Raw genomic sequence first — 16284 nt, forward strand, 5'->3', positions numbered from 1 at the left:
GAACGAGAACGAACAACCTCACCCCAAGGCCCGCGTGCTGATTGGTCTGAATTGAACGCCCAATGTAATCTCTCTTTCGCCTTCTGTCCAGATGCAGGATTCATCGGTGGGGTGATCTGAGAGGAGAATTAACCCCGTCGAGCGACAACCTCGGAGACGACGCGCGCCGGAGCTTCCTCTTCCAAGCGAGAGACGCTGGGGGCGCGGACGGTCAAAAACTGAACGAGATCCTTGGAGAAGAGGATGTCCAAAGTCCAATCGAGGGCGACCCGCACCTTTTTTTCGAATCGTGGAAGTTTGCTCAAATAAATGGTTCTCCATAACCACCAGGCGAAAAAGCCGGAGAAATTCACCCCAAGAATATTGGCGACCCCGGTTCGCTTCCCGATGGCGGCCAATTGTCCCAGGGTTGAGAATTGAAAAGGGCGTTTGCGGGCTCCACGGATCTCCGCCTGGATGTTCTCGGCGAGGACCTTGCCTTGGCGCAGGGCGTGTTGGGCCGTGGGCGGACAGGGCTTTCCCGTTTTGGGATCGGGGACCACAGCGCAATCCCCAAGCGCCCACACCCCCGGCCAATCGGGCACCTCCATGTAACGGTTGACCTTCAGGCGACCTCGCTCCTTCTCACAGGCGATCGATTGCAGGAGGGGATTCGGGGAGGTTCCCGCGGTCCAGACGAGTGTGTTTGCCTCAATGGTCGTGCCATCGCTGAGTTCGATGCCGTCGTCTGAAACTCCTTCGACCTTCGTATTCACCAGGATTTCCACTTTCCGTTCGGTCAATTTCCTCTGCGCATAGGTGCCGAGTTTCTCGCCCAGTTCGGGCAGGATGACCGGTCCCGGGTGCACCAGAACGACCCTTAACATGCTTTCTCTCAAGTGCGGATAAGCATGCAAGCTTTCGCGAACGAAGTCGTTGACCCCGGCGACCGTTTCTACGCCCGCGAATCCGCCACCGGCGACGACGAACGTCAAAAGGGGATGCTTGAACCGGCAACATTCGCTGTCGGCCTCCTCCAACTGGGCGATGAGGTGGTTTCGCAGCGTAATTGCATCACCAAGTGATTTCATGGTGAGGGCCCGTTCCTCGAGACCCGGGAGATTGTAGAAATTCGTAATGGATCCGAGGCCTACCACAAGGTGGTCGTAGCGGAGAGTGTGCTCGTGGCCATCGAACCCGTGGGACACACGCACCTGTTTGGAGGGAAGGTCAATTCCTTCGACTTCACCGGCGAAGAAATTGACTCGCTTAAGCATTTTGCGGGCCGGGTTAACGATCGTCGTCAGGTCGAGATCGCTCGCCGCCACCTCATGAAGCATCGGCGTGAAGAGAAAGAAATTCTCCCGGTTCACCATCGTCACTTCAACGTCCGGGTCCCGCGCCAAAGTTTTTTCAAATTCCATGGCGGCATACATCCCCGCGAAGCCGCCTCCGAGAATTAGAATGCGGGTTGGTTCAGCAGCGCTCATGATTGTTTCCTCGCAGATGACAGAGAGGGACAGACACCTAATTGGACACCATACCTGGAAAGTCTTTTGAGACAAGGTGTCTGTCCCTAATTCCAAGACGGCGCTTACAAATCTGCCACTTCGCAGAAGACTTTAATGGCCCCTTTGGCCGTCGTCAGTTTATCCAGCAACTCAGAGTAGTTCTCGAGGCCCTTCACCGGGTGGGTGAGCAACCGGTTGAGCCATCCCGGATATTCAGCCTCAGCTTGCGCCATGTCACGAACGCCCATTTCAAAATATTCACGGTTGGCGTTCACGGTTCCCACCATGACCTTGTTGCCCAGCACAAACTGCAGGTTGATCATATCGGCAGGCACCTCGATCTTCCGATCGCCGCCCGTCACGCTTGAGAGCACCAGCACCCCGTTCTTCGCGAGTGCCTGCATGCTGTCGAAAACAACGGACGAAGCGCCCGTGGCCTCAAAAATCAGATCGAAAGGGCCATACTTTTTGGCGGCCTCAAGAATTGGCAACTCGCGGGTCGACTGATAACGGGCGCCAATGGCTTCGACCAAATCGGAATTGAGGTAGGGTTTTGGCGTGAGGCCAAAGGTGGTGACTTCCAATCCACGCAACCGAAGGACAAGGGTGGCAAGCAGCCCGATGGTTCCCGCCCCCATCACGGCTGCACGGCGCGGGCGCCAGACACGCAAACGCCTTTGGATCTCATAGGCCTGGGCGATACCTTTTTCGACAACGGTGGTGGGTTCCAACAGAACTCCAACATGTTTGAGGCCCTGCGGAACCTTGACGATAAACTCGGCGTCGTCCACATAATATTCCGCAAGAAATCCGTGCCGCAAGTTGATCCCGCGCTCGAAGTAGGTATCGTCGGTCGTCATATCATTCGTGCCGATCTGATCGTAAATACTTGATCCCGGACGTCGAACGGTGGCGACGACGTAATCACCGGGTTTTAACTCAGTGACGTTGGGGCCCACGGCTTCCACGCGGCCAAAACTTTCGTGGCCGATGATAAGAAATTTGTCCCCTGCTGGCGCTTCCCCGTATTCCGCAGCATTAATTTCCTTGTCGGTGCCGTCAACGCCGACGCGAAGTACCTTCACGAGGACGCTGCGTCCATGATCCTTTCCGTTCAAGATGGGCTTTGGGACATCTCTCAGGTGGACCGTGTTGGGTTTTCCCGGTAAAACTGCAATCGCTTTCATTGCGGATTCTCCTTTTTTTGTTGAGACCTTGCCACGCGGAGCTGCCGTGTCCCTCGCTCAATGGTTGCTGCCTAGTAATGCCCGCGGGGAGGGAAACTATTCCCGGCTTCTTAATAGTTGTCAGTTCTCAGTTGCCAGTTGCCGGTAAAGTTATCAGTTCTCAGTTCTCAGTTGTCAGTGGGCGAACGAGACATCTCCTTGTATACTGGAATCCTCACCCACCCCCACGGAGAGCACAGATGAAACACTCGTATAGAGATCTTGTCGCCTGGAGGAAGGCCATGGATCTTGTCACCGAGGTTTACAAGATGACATCAGCCTTTCCCCAGAGCGAACTCTATGGTTTAACCGGGCAACTCAGACGTGCGGCCGTTTCTATTCCATGCAACATTGCTGAAGGTCAAGGTCGCCTTACCAGAGGGGAGTTTCAACAGTTCCTTGGCTACGCACGGGGATCTATCGTGGAGGTGGAAACCCTAACTCAAATTGCCGGAGAGTTGCAATTCCTTCAACCCAGCCAACTCGGGCAGCTTCAGACCAAGACCTCTGAACTGGCAAGGATTCTAAACGGCCTGATCAATGCAATAAGGAATCGATGCCAGTGAGTTTCATCGATCTAAAAACTGAGAACTGAGAACTGACAACTGAGAACTATTCTGACAACTGAGAACTGATAACTTCTTCTCATTCCCCACTCTGCTCGATTAGTTTGGCAACCAGCCCGGTCCAGCCGGTCTGATGATTGGCCCCGATCCCGGCCCCGTTGTCGCCATGAAAGTACTCGTTAAACAGGATGAGATCCTTCCAGTGGGGATCAGTCTGAAACTTTTGAATTCCGCCAAAGAAGGGCCGTCGCCCGTCCTGTCCCCGGAGAAAGATGCGGGTCAGGCGTCGCGAAAGCTCGCCCGCGACCTCCCAGAGGGTGAGCATTTTTCCGGAACCAGTAGGGAATTCCACCTTGAAATCGTCCCCCAGGTAGTGATGAAACTTTTGCAGGGATTCAATGAGGAGATAATTCACTGGAAACCAGATGGGACCTCGCCAATTCGAATTGCCTCCAAACAAACCGGTGCTGGACTCTGCAGGTTCATAAGCAACGCGATAGCTGTTCCCGTTCGCCCCGAGCATGTACGGGCGGTCCTGGTGGTACCGGGAGAGGGCTCGGATTCCATAGGGTGACAAGAATTCCTGCTCGTTCAGCATCAGAGCCAGCACCCGGCGCAACTTGTCACGATCCACAATGGAAAGCAGGCGGCGTTCGCGCTGACCCGCTGTCCTCATACAAGCGACATTGCCAACCAAGTCGGGCCGATTGTCGATAAACCACTCGAGACGCCGCTTAAACCCCGGAAGCCGGTCAAGCATGTCAGGCTCCAGGGTCTCCACCGCGAACAGAGGAATCAAACCCACCATAGAGCGGACCTTCATAGGAAAAGATTCCCCTCCGGGCAGGTGCAACGCATCGTAATAAAAACCATCCTCTTCATCCCACAATCCGAGGTTCTTGCTCCCGAGATGGTTCATGGCATGAGCGATGTGGAGAAAATGCTCCCAGAACTTGCTGGCCACATTTTCGTAAGCCGGATTCTCACGGGCCAGCTCCAGCGCGATGGCCAGGAGGTTGAGACAGTACATGCCCATCCAACTGGTCCCGTCGGACTGCTCGATATAGCCCCCTGTAGGCAATGGAGCCGAACGGTCAAAAACGCCGATATTGTCCAGGCCCAGGAAACCTCCCTGGAAGACGTTCATCCCCTCGGCATCTTTCCGGTTCACCCACCACGTGAAATTCAACATCAGTTTGTGAAATACGGACTCGAGGAAGTGGAGGTCACCTTTGCCGCGGATTCTTTTTTCAATCTTATACACACGCCAGGCGGCCCATGCGTGTACGGGGGGATTCACGTCACCGAAGGCCCATTCGTAGGCAGGCAACTGGCCGTTCGGGTGCATATACCACTCCCGCGTCAACAGGACGAGTTGCTCCTTGGCAAAGTCGGGATCGACCAGCGCCAGAGGAATGCAATGGAAGGCGAGGTCCCAGGCCGCGTACCAGGGATACTCCCACTTGTCGGGCATGGAAATCACGTCGGCGTTGTACAGGTGTCCCCATTCCCGGTTCCGACCTCGTTGATGACCCTCAGGCGGCGGGTTGTCGGGGTCCCCCTTGAGCCAGGTCCGAAGATCATAGTGATAAAACTGTTTCGACCAGAGCATCCCCGCAAAGGCCTGGCGTTGTACCCGGCACGCATCTTCAGAGGTGCATTTGCCGGCACGCTCTTTGTAGAACTCGTCCGCTTCAACCTTTCTTTTTGAGAAGACCGCATCAAATTCCTTTCCCAGAACTGTGGCATGGGGAGGGCAGTCGACGAACCGAAGACGCAGGGTGGAACTCTCACCCGGCGGGATTCGAAGGCTGAAATGGGCCGAGGCCTTGGTGCCTGTTTGGGCCGGGTTCACGGCGGCCCGGTTGCCATGCACGATGTATTCGTGGATTCCATCTTTGACATAGGGGGTGCTATTTTCACCACCCCACAGCCGCCTGGCATTGGATTCGTTCTCGGTGAAGAGCAGCTCCGGAGAGCCGTCGCAAACGAGCCAGCGCTTGCCGTATTCATGATGGTCCACCGCGATGACCGAGGCCCTCTGGACACCATCAGCCCGGGTCAAGCTCGGCCTCCGACTGGCGCCATTCCAAGACCAGGTATTGCGAAACCAAAGAGTCGGCAGGAGGTGTAGTTCGGCGGGATCAGGGCCCCGGTTATGGGCCATGATGCGGATGCAAATATCTTCGGGTGTGGCCTTGGCGTATTCGACGAACACATCAAAGTAGCGGTTCTCATTAAAGATGCCAGTATCAATCAACTCGAACTCCAAGGCGTCTCTCCCCCGGCGACGGTTTTCCTCGACCAGTCGGGCGTATGGAAATTCCGCCTGCGGGTACTTGTAGAGAAAATTCATGTAGGAGTGAGTGGGTGTCGAATCGAGATAGAAATAGTACTCCTTGACGTCCTCTCCATGGTTGCCCTCGCTGCCGGTCAGACCGAAGATTCGTTCTTTAAGGATCGGATCGCGTCCGTTCCACAGGGCCAGCGCAAAACAGATTACCTGGTGACGGTCCGAGATTCCACCGATGCCATCTTCGCCCCAGCGATAAGTACGAGATCGCGCCTGGTCATGCGGAAGGTAGTCCCATGCCGTGCCACCAGGGCTATAGTCTTCGCGCACCGTACCCCATTGGCGCTCACTGAGGTAGGGCCCCCATCGCTTCCAGTGAGCCTTGCGGTCGTGGGATTCTTGAAGTCGGATGTCTTCTTGGGTCACATTCACTCCTCATTGATTGAATGACCTGGTTCTCTTGAATCGAAGCCAGAGGCCAGAAGCCGGAAGCCCGATCAACTCAGTTACCGTGGATTTTTCTGGCTTCAGGCATCCTGCTTCTGGCTTCCGCTCCAAGACTACGAAGCTGCCCTCTAAACATCAGATCAGCCGGTCAATTAGCTCCCTCACTTCTCCACCAACTCCATCACGTGCCCGTCCGGATCCCTCACCAGGAAACCTCGGCGGAATCCCAGTTTCGTGTCCGGCAGGGCGATCAACCCGGAAGAGACTAGCTTGAATTTCCCGGGAACCAAACTGCGGAAGGCTGACTCCGTATCGGGGGTGATCAGCTTGGTCTGCCAATGAATCAGGTCGTTGGATCGCTCGTCGGCGGGTTTCGCTCTTCCGCCTCGCGGTGCAAGGTATTCCAGAAACTCAATTCCCGGTCCCGAGGGGGCGCGGAGGCTGGTGATCCTCAGATGCGCCCCGAATACATTGTTCAGGTGTTCCTGCTCATCTCCATAATTCTCACTTTCGCCGGCGACCCGAAACCCGAGGAATCCCTGGTAGAACTTCAGGCTTGCTTCGGTGTCGATAACGACGATGGCGGTGTGGTCAATGCCCAGGAATAAAGCCTCACTGGCCCGATGCCACTTTGAATCGCCTTTGTCGGGAGGGAATTGGAGAATCTCGAGCACGTGCCGGTCGGGATCCTTGAAGTAGAAAGCGCGAATTCCGCCGGCCTCCTTGTTCCAATCAGGCAGGCGCTGGGGCCCGGAGGAGGCATGTTCAACTTTGTTCTGTCGCAGCCATTGATAGGCGCGGTCCATGTCATTCGTGATGATCGCGATATGCTGGAACCATCGGTCGTTGCTGCGGGAATCCTCGGGAATGGCTCGCCCCCGGGGCGCGAGATATTCAGTCAACTCGATGAACTCTTCACCCAACTTCATCCGGACGACTCGCATCCTCACTCCGAACAGTCCTACGAGATGTTCGTAGTCGCTTCCGGCGACCTCCACGTCGGAAACCTTTTCGAACCGGAGAACCTTGGAGTAAAACTCGACCGAGCGGTCCATGTCGGCGACGGTCATTCCCACGGCATCGACGCCGATGATCGAGAGGGGGAGGGGGCGGGGAGACGGGCTCGCGGGAGCCGCAATTCCTCCTCCTTGGCGTCCGTCGCTCCCCGCCTTAAGGTGAGACTGAGAGGCCCTGTATGAAAATGGCCACAAGAGTCCGAGAAGGATCCAAACAGGAAAAAGGACCAAGCCCGCAGAACGACCCCACGACGTTCTTCCAAGCGCGAGTTTGTCAGGCTGGGTCATTTGATTCTCCGGTGTCATCGCTAGTGTCCTTTAACCTAATCTCCCGATCAGATGGTCACCAACGCGCAGAGCATTGGCCATGATGGTCAACCCGGGGTTGACCGCCCCGCTCGATGGAAAGAAGCTCGCGTCCACGACATACAGGTTGTCGAGTTCGTGCGCCTTGCAATTGGCGTCCAGCGCGGAGGTCCGCGGATCCCGACCAAACCGGATCGTCCCGTTCTGGTGGGCGACACCGGCCAGAGGAATGCGCTGACCCACATAGAGGTTGTGGGAGAACAGTCCCTGATAGCACTCATGGCCATGGACAGAGCACTTGGTCTGCTGCTTCATGACGCCCTGAAGCTTGGCGATGAGCCGCTTGTGTCCTTCTTCATTGTTCACTTTGTAGGAAAGAACGATTTTCCCGTCGCGATCCACGGTCACGCGGTTCTCCGGGTCCGGCAAATCCTCGGACGTGAGCCAGAAATCGAGCGAGTGGTTGGCCATAATCTCAAGGGTAAAACCCGGCGCAATGGCCGGCGCCCCTGCTTTGAGGGTGTCCCGGTCCAGTTTGCCGACAAAAGAGATGTGGCCCATGGGGAATTCCCACTCCTTGGAGCCCAGGTAGAAATCATTTACTGACAAGGTCTTCTGGAAGATCGTAGGATTCAGACACTTTGAAATTGCCATTAGCACAGAGTTGACGTGCCCCATGTAGTGGCGTCCGACGACGTCGGAGCAGTTGGCCAGCCCGTGCGGATGCTTGTCGTTGGCGGAGCGCAACAGCAGCGCCGCGGAGTTGATGGCTCCACACGAAACGACCACAACGTCGGCAGAGAATTTATTCTTCGAGCCATGGTGTTCGATCCAAACGCCTGTGACCTCGCGACCGGAAGGACTGGTCTCGAGACGGGAAACGTAGGCATTGGTCATGAGAGTGACATTGGAATGATTGAGTGCAGGGTCCACACTCACTACCTGCGCGTCCGATTTCGCATACACCAGGCAAGGGTACCCGTCACAGGTGTTGCAGCGGATGCATCGGCTCGTCCGCGGGTTCTTCTCGTCCAGCATGACCCCCAAGGGAGTGTGGAATGGCTTGAGGCCGAGGTTTGCAAAGTCGTCACTCAGCAGTTGCATGCGAGGCTCGTGACTGACCGGCGGATGAGGGAAAGGGCCAGTCGCCGCGGGTTCGGTGGGGTCTTCACCCCGCTGGCCGTGAACCTGGTAGAGGTGCTCGGCCTGAGTGTAATAAGGCTCCAGGTCTTCGTATGAAATGGGCCAAGCCGGAGAGACTCCGCTGTGGTGGCGGATTTCTCCGAAGTCTTCTTTACGAAGGCGGAACAGCGCGGCCCCGTAAAACTTGGTGTTGCCGCCAACACAATAATTGGTGTGGGGATGAAGCTCCTTCCCATCCCGGTCGCGCCAGATTTCCTTGGTCTGGTACTTTCCTTGAGCGTTGACCGCGATTGAACTCCAGTTGTCTTTTTCACGGGGCACATAATCGCCGCGCTCGAGTAACAGGACGCGCTTGCCCGAAGGAGCCAGCTTGGCAGCCAGCGTCCCACCTCCCGCGCCGGTCCCGATGATGATCACGTCGTAATGAGTGTCATTTGGCATATTTTCCCCCAGAATTTTAGTGGCCAGGTATTCGCCTTCCGGAGTCGCGCCCGGTGTGTGGAATAAGACCAGGGAATTGCTGTTTGAATCTGGATGACCTGTTCGTTCAGGCCTTAAATCCCGGCGGGTCGAAGAATTATTCCGGCCCGTCAAGAAAAATGGATATTCAATCGGTTCGCTCAGAGTGCTTGGGCCATGCTGAGGGGTGGGCATGTGGGAGGCGTGAGTCTTGTCAGCTGACTTCTCAGCAATTGTCTTCCACGGCTGAGCCGCGACATCACCGTCCCTGCAGGAATCCCGAGGGTGTCCTGGATTTCCTTGTAGCTGAATTCGTAAACGTCGGACAGCAGGACCACCTCGCGATATGGCGCGGGAATCTCTTTGAATGCAGCCAGGACATCAGCGTCGGTAATGTTCTCGGCAACGGGCGGCTCATACACCAGGAGCTCTTCAAGGTTCACTTCCTCGTCCTTCACTAGGTTGAGGCGATACCACTTTCTGCGGTGATGATCGATGACATGAAACATGATCTTAAACAGCCATGCCCTGCAATTCGTCCCCGTCTCGAAGCGATGAAAGGACTTCCAGGCCTGTAAAAACGTTTCCTGGACTACATCTTCAGCTTCTGTTGGGTTTCGAAGAATAGAGGACGCCGCCCGGTAGAGATCATTCATATGGGGGAGGGCCGTCGCTTCAAAGGTTCCCAGGTCGACCGAGTTTTCATTTTTTTCCGGTGACATTGAATTCCTCCTGGCCGGTACACGAACCAGACCTTATTCTGCGATTACCTCAGGCTTGTTTGATGACTCCTGCTTTCATCGGAGTCCTTCAGCTGATCGCGAGCATTTACCGGGCTGAGTCCCACGTGACGCTTGGAAATCAGAATCCATGGCGGCTTCTACGACCCGTCAGGCCCTGTCATCTTTGAGTTGCTCTGTCAGGAGTGGCGGACAGTTCACCAGGGTGACTACAAGTCCATTCATTTTCCGTAGCAGCGCGATTGCTTCCCGGTCCATAAAGGTGACCTCTGCCACATCCAGACTGACGCTTCGACCGTGCGAGAATACTTCTTCGCAGACTGTTCTTAACTCGGCCACCCAGGGACCAATAACTCTGCCTTCAAGGCGAAGGGTTGTAACCTTCTCTGTCCGATCAGCGATTGATATCTTGAGCAAATTGATAACTCCCTTCTCAAGTTCTAAGTATGGCAAGACCATAGCCAAACTCACATCTCCGGCATTCAATTTGTTAAGCTATTTATTTAAAATAATTTAATGACACAATGGAGGAAGAATGAGCTTCTACATTTCCACGAAATATCGTGGAATGAATGAAATGCCTCGTGGTAATGACCTTCCGGGTGGCCTCTGAGATCCGATCAGACTTAGAGGTCAGCCCGACTTGAGTAAGCGGACATGTCCATCGTATGCGTCGGAGATTAAGTCCATTATACTATTGTTAATAAACAAGTTAATTCTTGTTAATAAGGGCGCGATGTCAGAGCCGTTTAAACGTGGAAGTCACAAGTTAGGGGGGATTTCGGAACCCGTAGGTGTGAACTACGAAATATCGTGGGGTGATCGCCGGATGCCTAGCTTCTTCATTCGGCTTCGGAGGGTATTGGGATGGAGATTGAGGAGCTTGGCCGCACCTTTCGCTCCCTCAATGACACCGCCTGCTTCCTCAAGGACCGTGAGTATATGATGACGTTCTATCTCTTCGAGTGTAAGCGTTTTCCCGTTCGTGGCCGATGTTATCGGCGAACCTTGAAGCGAAGAGGCAGCGGGGACCTCCGCGGACAGGCTTGGCGCAAAATGAGAATTGGAAATTGGCAAGAAATCCTCACCCAGGGCCAGGGCCGACCCTTGTGAAAGGACGACGGCCCGCTCGATGATGTTTTGAAGTTCCCGGATGTTACCGGGCCATGAATAATGCACTAAGCGATGCATCGTCTCCTGGGCCACGGATCGGACGCTCTTGCCGAACTCCTTCGAATAGCGAGACACAAAGAACATGACCAGCTGGGGGATATCTGTTTGTCGGTCGCGAAGCGGAGGCACTTTGAGGGGAAACACGTTCAGCCTGTAATAGAGGTCGGAGCGGAATCTCCCCGCCTGGACGGCGTCTTCCAGATCCCGGTTGGTGGCGGCTATCACCCGCACATCCACGCGGACTGACCGGCTGCTCCCCACCGGCTCAAATTCATGTTCCTGGAGGACCCGCAGCAGCTTGACTTGCGTTTCCAAAGGCAATTCGCCAACTTCGTCCAGAAAGATGGTCCCCCCGTCGGCGAGTTCAAATCGTCCGATGCGCCTCTCGAGGGCGCCGGTGAAAGCCCCTTTCACATGGCCGAAGAGCTCACTCTCGACCAAGCCGGCCGAGATTGCGCTGCAGTTCACTTTGACGAGGGGACGATCCTTGCGCAGGCTGCAGTTGTGGATCGCCCGGGCTATCAATTCCTTCCCGGTCCCCGTCTCACCACAAATCAGGACCGTGGAAGTCGTGGGCGCCACCTGCTCCAGGTTTCGAAGGAGATCGAGCAGGGCAGGGCTGCTGCCGACAATCTCTTCAAAGTCATGCTCCCGGCGGATTTCTTCCTGGAGGTAAACATTTTCGGCTTCGAGCCTGTTCTTCAAGGCCCCAACCTCCGCCAGGGCGAGGCGCAACTCATCCTCGGCCGACCGTCGGCGGGCAACTTCATGTCGCATTTCTTCGTAGAGGCGCGCTTTTTCAAGGGCGATTGCGGCGGTGGAGGAAAGGATCCGCATCATCTCAATCCGCCCCGGCGTGAATGCTCCGCTCGTCAGGTTGTTTTCGAGATAGAGGATTCCACTGAGCTTTCCCTGATCCACCACCGGAACGCAGAGAACCGATTTCGGCCGGACCGACGCGATGTACGGATCGTTGGCAAATCGCTCATCGGCGGTCGCATCATCAATGACCACGCTTTCGCCTGTTTTCCGCACATACCGGACGACCGCACGGGCCAGGTTGGCGGATTGCTCCATGGGAACGGATTGCCGGACGCGTATTTCCTGAAGGTCGAGCGCACCCTCGGCTTCGATCACAAGTCTCCCCTCCTCTTCTCTGAGAAAAATCCCCCGGCGTGCACCGGCGTTTTCCAAGGCGATCTTCATCAGATTGTGGAGAAGGCCGTCCAACTCGATCTCGACGGTGATGGCTCGCGAGGCTTTCAAGACGCTATTGATGTCTAATGAGGCTGTCTCTCCGGTCTCGAAATCAGGTTGTCTGGCGGAGGTTTTCTCGCCCAACAGATCGCTGTGCTTTTGCTCCATGGATCTGACTTTACCCATGGCACCCCATTTGGAATAAGCATCCCGCGCCTCAGCTAGAAGTGCCGCGGCGGTCTCTTTTCGCCCCCGGCCCAGCAGGAACTTGGCGAGCAGCTCTTTGCCCAGGGCACTGTTTTGAAGACTTTCCACCTCCCGGGCGTATTGAATGGCCTTTTCATAGGATTCCATCGCCTCCGAAGTGTGTCCCCGCAAGCGTTCGATCTCGGCCGTCAACAGCAACCAAAAGCAGCGAAAATTCTCCGGACAGTTTTCGGCCAGGATCCTCAGGGATTCCTGCTGCTTGAACAGTTGGTCCAGGGAACGATCCCGGTCCGGCCCTCCAGGAAGCGGGTAACATGATGCCAGCGTCAGGCCAATCCAAAAGTCCAGGACGGGAGGCCAGATGGTTCCACCCAGCGAATGTGCCACCCGTTGCAGGTGGGAAGCCGCCTCCGTGGCCTTTCCATATTCCTCGAGGTTGAAATACAGGTGGAGCTTCGCCAGATGATAAAAGGTCATGAAGAAGGGATTGGATTCATAAGTCCGGTGATAATCCTCTTCGTTGAACGTCTCATCAGAAAGCGAGAACATGTCCCGGGTCAGCCCTTGGAGGGCCCGGGCCCAATTCAGGATGATCTTTTGTGCATCCACAAAGCTGGTCATCTTTAACTTGTTGATGACGGCAAGATTCGGGGAATAATCGCGGATAAAACGGCCCAGATCGCGGCTGATCAACAGGGCATGCCAACTCTCGGAGAAAACCGCATAGTTCGCATAAGTGAAGTCACCTGTCTCAAAACCACTCCGGAAGGCCACCTGAGAATGAGGCAGGCAGGTTTCCATGGGCCGGCGCCAGATGTTCACATGGGCCTGGAACTGTTGGTGAATCTTGGCTCTCAGCCTGGGATCATTGAAGCGTTCGTTCACACTGAGTGCCAGCCGTCCGAATTCATACCCGGACTTGTAGTCTCCCCGAACCGGTCCGACCGTAATGGCGTGAGTCACGTATCCATAGGCAGAGTCCTCGGTGTTCCCATGGACCAGTGAAAGTCGCACCATAGTGGCGGAAATCAGGCGTGTGAGGAGTTGGTCTCCGACCAGATAAGCCGATGGCCACAGAGCGGTCAGGATCTTCATGACCATGCGGATCTCGGGGTCAGTCATTGTCGGGAGATCGATGAGGGAGTCGATGGTCCTCGCTCCCCGGAGCTTCTGAATGGCCTCCACCTCCGCTTCCAGCGCAGCCTCCTTCTCCTCGGTCCGGTCGGGAAACAGGACCTCGAACAGTGCGAGCCCTTCCCGGCCACTGGCGATTGCCTCCAGATACCGCGACATATTTTCGTACTGGACGATTCTCAAGCTGTGAACCCGGGCTTTGTCGAGCCGCGTCCCTGCCCGCTTCAGAAGTTGCTCAAAATGCAGTTCCGACCACTGGAAGTCTCCGCAAAGATACTCACTTTCCGCCCTTTCCAGGTGCAGCCCGAGCATCAAGGCATAATCCGAGCTCCAATAGCCCTCTTCCAAGAGGGCTATTCCCTGGTTGAAATAGTTGAGGGCCGCCTGATAGGCCGTCGACGATTTGGCCTTTCGTCCCGCGTCGAGATTAAGCTTCGCGAGAGTCACTCGCTCCTCCCCGTCGTCGATGAGATTTCTGCCGAGGTTGAGATGGTGGACCACATCGAATATTTTTTCCTCGGCGAGAGAGGCAGTTCCCCGATTCAGAAGCAGCCGACCGACGGTCAAATGGACGAGGTTTCTCCGATCTTCGGGGATCAGGCTGTACGCCGCGAGCTGCACCCGATCATGCAGGAACGTAAAAGTGGGTGCTGCAGGCAAGGGCGGGTCCAACACGCTGATCTCGGAGACCTCGAAGGAGTCTGCCGATGAAAGGATCAATCCCTCCTCGCGTGCTTCACGGAGATCGGCAGCCACCTTCCCGGGGTCTTGCTCGCTGATGATCGCCAGCGTCTCGCCATCAAATGTATTTCCGATACACGAGGCCAGAGTCAGGGCATGTTGCGACTGGGGAGAGAGTTTTCGAATCTTTCGTGTCATCAGGTCGATGACGTTATCGGTCATGCCGGCATTCGCGATCGCCTCCAGCTGGTAATTCCATCGGTTCAGCTCGTAGTCGAACTTGAGGAAGCCCTCCTGTCTGAGCATTTTCAAAAACTGTAGAACGAAGAAAGGATTTCCTCCGGTCTTGTCCAAAAGGAGGCGGGCGAGAGGAGCGACTTCAGACAGGTCCCCGTGAAGAGTGTCGCGGATTAGGAACATGAGGTCTCCAATCTTCAGCGGGCCCAAGAGGACGCGGTGAAGCTGAGCTCCGGCCTGAGCCAGGGCGCTCAACGTGCGCGTGAGGGGGTGTCCCTCGTCGACCTCGTTGTCGCGATAGGCACCGATCAGCAACAGGTGGTGAACATCGGGGCCCGTCAGGAAGGGCTGGAGAAGACTCAAGGTCGCGGCATCGGCCCACTGCAGGTCGTCAAGGAACACCACCAGGGGATGCTCCGGCTGAGCGAGGGCCCCCACAAAGTTCTGAAACGCCATTTGAAACCGGTTTAAGGCTTCTGTGGGACCGAGGGCGGGCACGGGCGTCTGCTTGCCCACAATCAATTCGACTTCAGGGAGGACCTCAGCGATTACCCCTCCGTTGTTTCCCAGGGCTTCCTGGAGGCGCGAACGGAACATCGAGAGCCGCTCTTCGCTCTCGGTCAATAACTGATGGATCAATCCTCGAAACGCCTGGATCAATGCGCCATGAGGGATGTTTCGAACAATCTGGTCAAACTTGCCTGTAATGAAGTATCCCCGCTGGCGGACAATCGGCTTGTACAACTCCTGGATCAACGAGGTTTTACCGATTCCGGAATATCCGCACACCAGGATCAATGCGTTGGGCCCTCCGCAGGTGCGGTCAAAGGCATCCACCAGGGCCTTGACTTCGTGATCCCGGCCATAGAGCTTTTGAGGGATGATGAATTGGTCCGAAACATCATGCTGGCCGAGTGGGAAGGGAGCGATGAAATGGTGAGAATTCCATTCTTGGAGGCAATGGCTCAAATCTTGTTTCAATCCAGGCGCACTTTGGTATCGTTCCTCGGCGGTCTTGGCCAGCAACTTCATGACGATGTCTGAAATGGACCGGGGAATTTCAGGATTGACCTCCCCGGGTGGAGGCGGAATCTTCGCGATGTGCCCGTGAATCAATTCAAGGGGATCCGTCGCTGGGAACGGAAGCGTCCCGGTGAGGCACTCATAAAGGATGACTCCCAGGGAGTAGAAATCGGTGCGATAGTCGGTTCCCCGGTTCATCCGACCTGTTTGTTCGGGTGAAATGTAAGCCAGCGAGCTGATGAATGAAGTTGGGGGAAGAGGTGCGGTGGCCTCACCGCCGGGTCGTGAAGCAGACAGAAAATCGCCGATCTCCACCTCCTGGTTCGCCGGATTGACGAGGATACCCGGGGAAGTGAGGTTTCTATGGATGACATCCCGCCGATGCAACTCGGCCAGGATGGTTGACAGTTTGATGCCAAGCTTGAGTACACATTCCGGATCGTGCCTGAGCGAATCGAAGAGTCTCGGAAGGGGAAAGCCGCCCCGGTCCTCCATGATCAGGCCGCACGTCTCTTCCTGGCGGACGATTTCTAAAACCCTCGGGACACCGGGGAAATCGAGTTCGCCCAGAATCCCGAATTCCCGTTCGAGCGACTGAACATCCGCGACTCGCGGGGGATTGCCTCTTGGCGTTTTGACAAGAACGGTCTGTTGATCTAGGTCCCGGCGTCCACGATACAGAACGTGCCGATCCGACAGCGAGAGTTCTTCGATGACCTCGATACCGAAAAGCGTCATAAACCCCGGGCTCCAGGCTCCAAGCTAAATGGACGTCGTCCGGCCTCCGCCGGACTATGTGAAACAAGCGCTCAGGTACACCGCCTTGAGAACATAATCTTTATTGCGGTTGCACTCAACGCACCCTAACCACCGAGGAGTAGTCTGGTCACGCATCCCCAGAAATTTGGCGATTTGTATTATTATGCCACAGGAAAAGGGACTCTTC

General features: G+C 55.8%; 9 protein-coding genes. 1 reads left to right on the plus strand and 8 read right to left on the minus strand.

Translation table 11 applies throughout. The features are described from left to right. Window positions 1-128: 128 nt before the first annotated feature. Both LAO21_13295 and LAO21_13300 read right to left on the minus strand, forming a co-directional pair. Complete coding sequence (locus tag LAO21_13295; protein MBZ5553693.1) at window positions 129-1469, minus strand: NAD(P)/FAD-dependent oxidoreductase; 1341 nt, start codon at window positions 1467-1469, stop codon at window positions 129-131. A gap of 104 nt (window positions 1470-1573) precedes the next feature. Then, the gene (locus tag LAO21_13300; protein MBZ5553694.1) at window positions 1574-2677 is read right to left on the minus strand and encodes a glucose 1-dehydrogenase; all 1104 of its coding nucleotides are present in this window, start codon (window positions 2675-2677) and stop codon (window positions 1574-1576) included. Between the two features lie 239 nt (window positions 2678-2916). Between LAO21_13300 and LAO21_13305 the strand changes: the two genes are divergently transcribed. Continuing rightward, window positions 2917-3282 (plus strand): four helix bundle protein, encoded by a 366-nt coding sequence (locus tag LAO21_13305; GenBank protein ID MBZ5553695.1) that lies wholly within the window; start codon window positions 2917-2919, stop codon window positions 3280-3282. 79 nt (window positions 3283-3361) lie between these two features. On the opposite strand, the gene LAO21_13310 is transcribed toward LAO21_13305, so the two are convergent. The 6 genes from LAO21_13310 to LAO21_13335 all read right to left on the minus strand — a co-directional run bounded on the left by LAO21_13310 (window position 3362) and on the right by LAO21_13335 (window position 16076). Then, the gene (locus tag LAO21_13310) at window positions 3362-6001 is read right to left on the minus strand and encodes a glucosidase (protein ID MBZ5553696.1); all 2640 of its coding nucleotides are present in this window, start codon (window positions 5999-6001) and stop codon (window positions 3362-3364) included. 182 nt (window positions 6002-6183) lie between these two features. Further along, the gene (locus LAO21_13315; protein MBZ5553697.1) at window positions 6184-7326 is read right to left on the minus strand and encodes a VOC family protein; all 1143 of its coding nucleotides are present in this window, start codon (window positions 7324-7326) and stop codon (window positions 6184-6186) included. Window positions 7327-7356: 30 nt separating this feature from the next. Beyond that, window positions 7357-8928: a GMC family oxidoreductase gene (locus LAO21_13320; GenBank protein ID MBZ5553698.1), complete on the minus strand. Its 1572-nt coding sequence runs from the start codon at window positions 8926-8928 to the stop codon at window positions 7357-7359. 179 nt (window positions 8929-9107) lie between these two features. Further along, window positions 9108-9668: a sigma-70 family RNA polymerase sigma factor gene (locus LAO21_13325; GenBank protein MBZ5553699.1), complete on the minus strand. Its 561-nt coding sequence runs from the start codon at window positions 9666-9668 to the stop codon at window positions 9108-9110. Window positions 9669-9836: 168 nt separating this feature from the next. Beyond that, window positions 9837-10139: an STAS domain-containing protein gene (locus tag LAO21_13330; protein MBZ5553700.1), complete on the minus strand. Its 303-nt coding sequence runs from the start codon at window positions 10137-10139 to the stop codon at window positions 9837-9839. Window positions 10140-10487: 348 nt separating this feature from the next. Next, window positions 10488-16076, minus strand: a complete 5589-nt coding sequence (locus LAO21_13335; protein ID MBZ5553701.1) for a sigma 54-interacting transcriptional regulator — start codon at window positions 16074-16076, stop codon at window positions 10488-10490. Window positions 16077-16284 lie beyond the last annotated feature (208 nt).

This window comes from Terriglobia bacterium (genome assembly GCA_020073085.1).
In the GTDB taxonomy this organism is placed as follows: Bacteria; Acidobacteriota; Terriglobia; order JAIQFV01; family JAIQFV01; genus JAIQFV01.

Bases quoted from the DNA above. Each gene is read 5' to 3' on its own strand.
- LAO21_13295 (MBZ5553693.1), bottom strand. From the start codon at position 1,469: ATGAGCGCTGCTGAACCAACCCGCATTCTAATTCTCGGAGGCGGCTTC.
- LAO21_13300 (MBZ5553694.1), bottom strand. From the start codon at position 2,677: ATGAAAGCGATTGCAGTTTTACCGGGAAAACCCAACACGGTCCACCTG.
- LAO21_13305 (MBZ5553695.1), top strand. From the start codon at position 2,917: ATGAAACACTCGTATAGAGATCTTGTCGCCTGGAGGAAGGCCATGGAT.
- LAO21_13315 (MBZ5553697.1), bottom strand. From the start codon at position 7,326: ATGACCCAGCCTGACAAACTCGCGCTTGGAAGAACGTCGTGGGGTCGT.
- LAO21_13320 (MBZ5553698.1), bottom strand. From the start codon at position 8,928: ATGCCAAATGACACTCATTACGACGTGATCATCATCGGGACCGGCGCG.
- LAO21_13325 (MBZ5553699.1), bottom strand. From the start codon at position 9,668: ATGTCACCGGAAAAAAATGAAAACTCGGTCGACCTGGGAACCTTTGAA.
- LAO21_13335 (MBZ5553701.1), bottom strand. From the start codon at position 16,076: ATGACGCTTTTCGGTATCGAGGTCATCGAAGAACTCTCGCTGTCGGAT.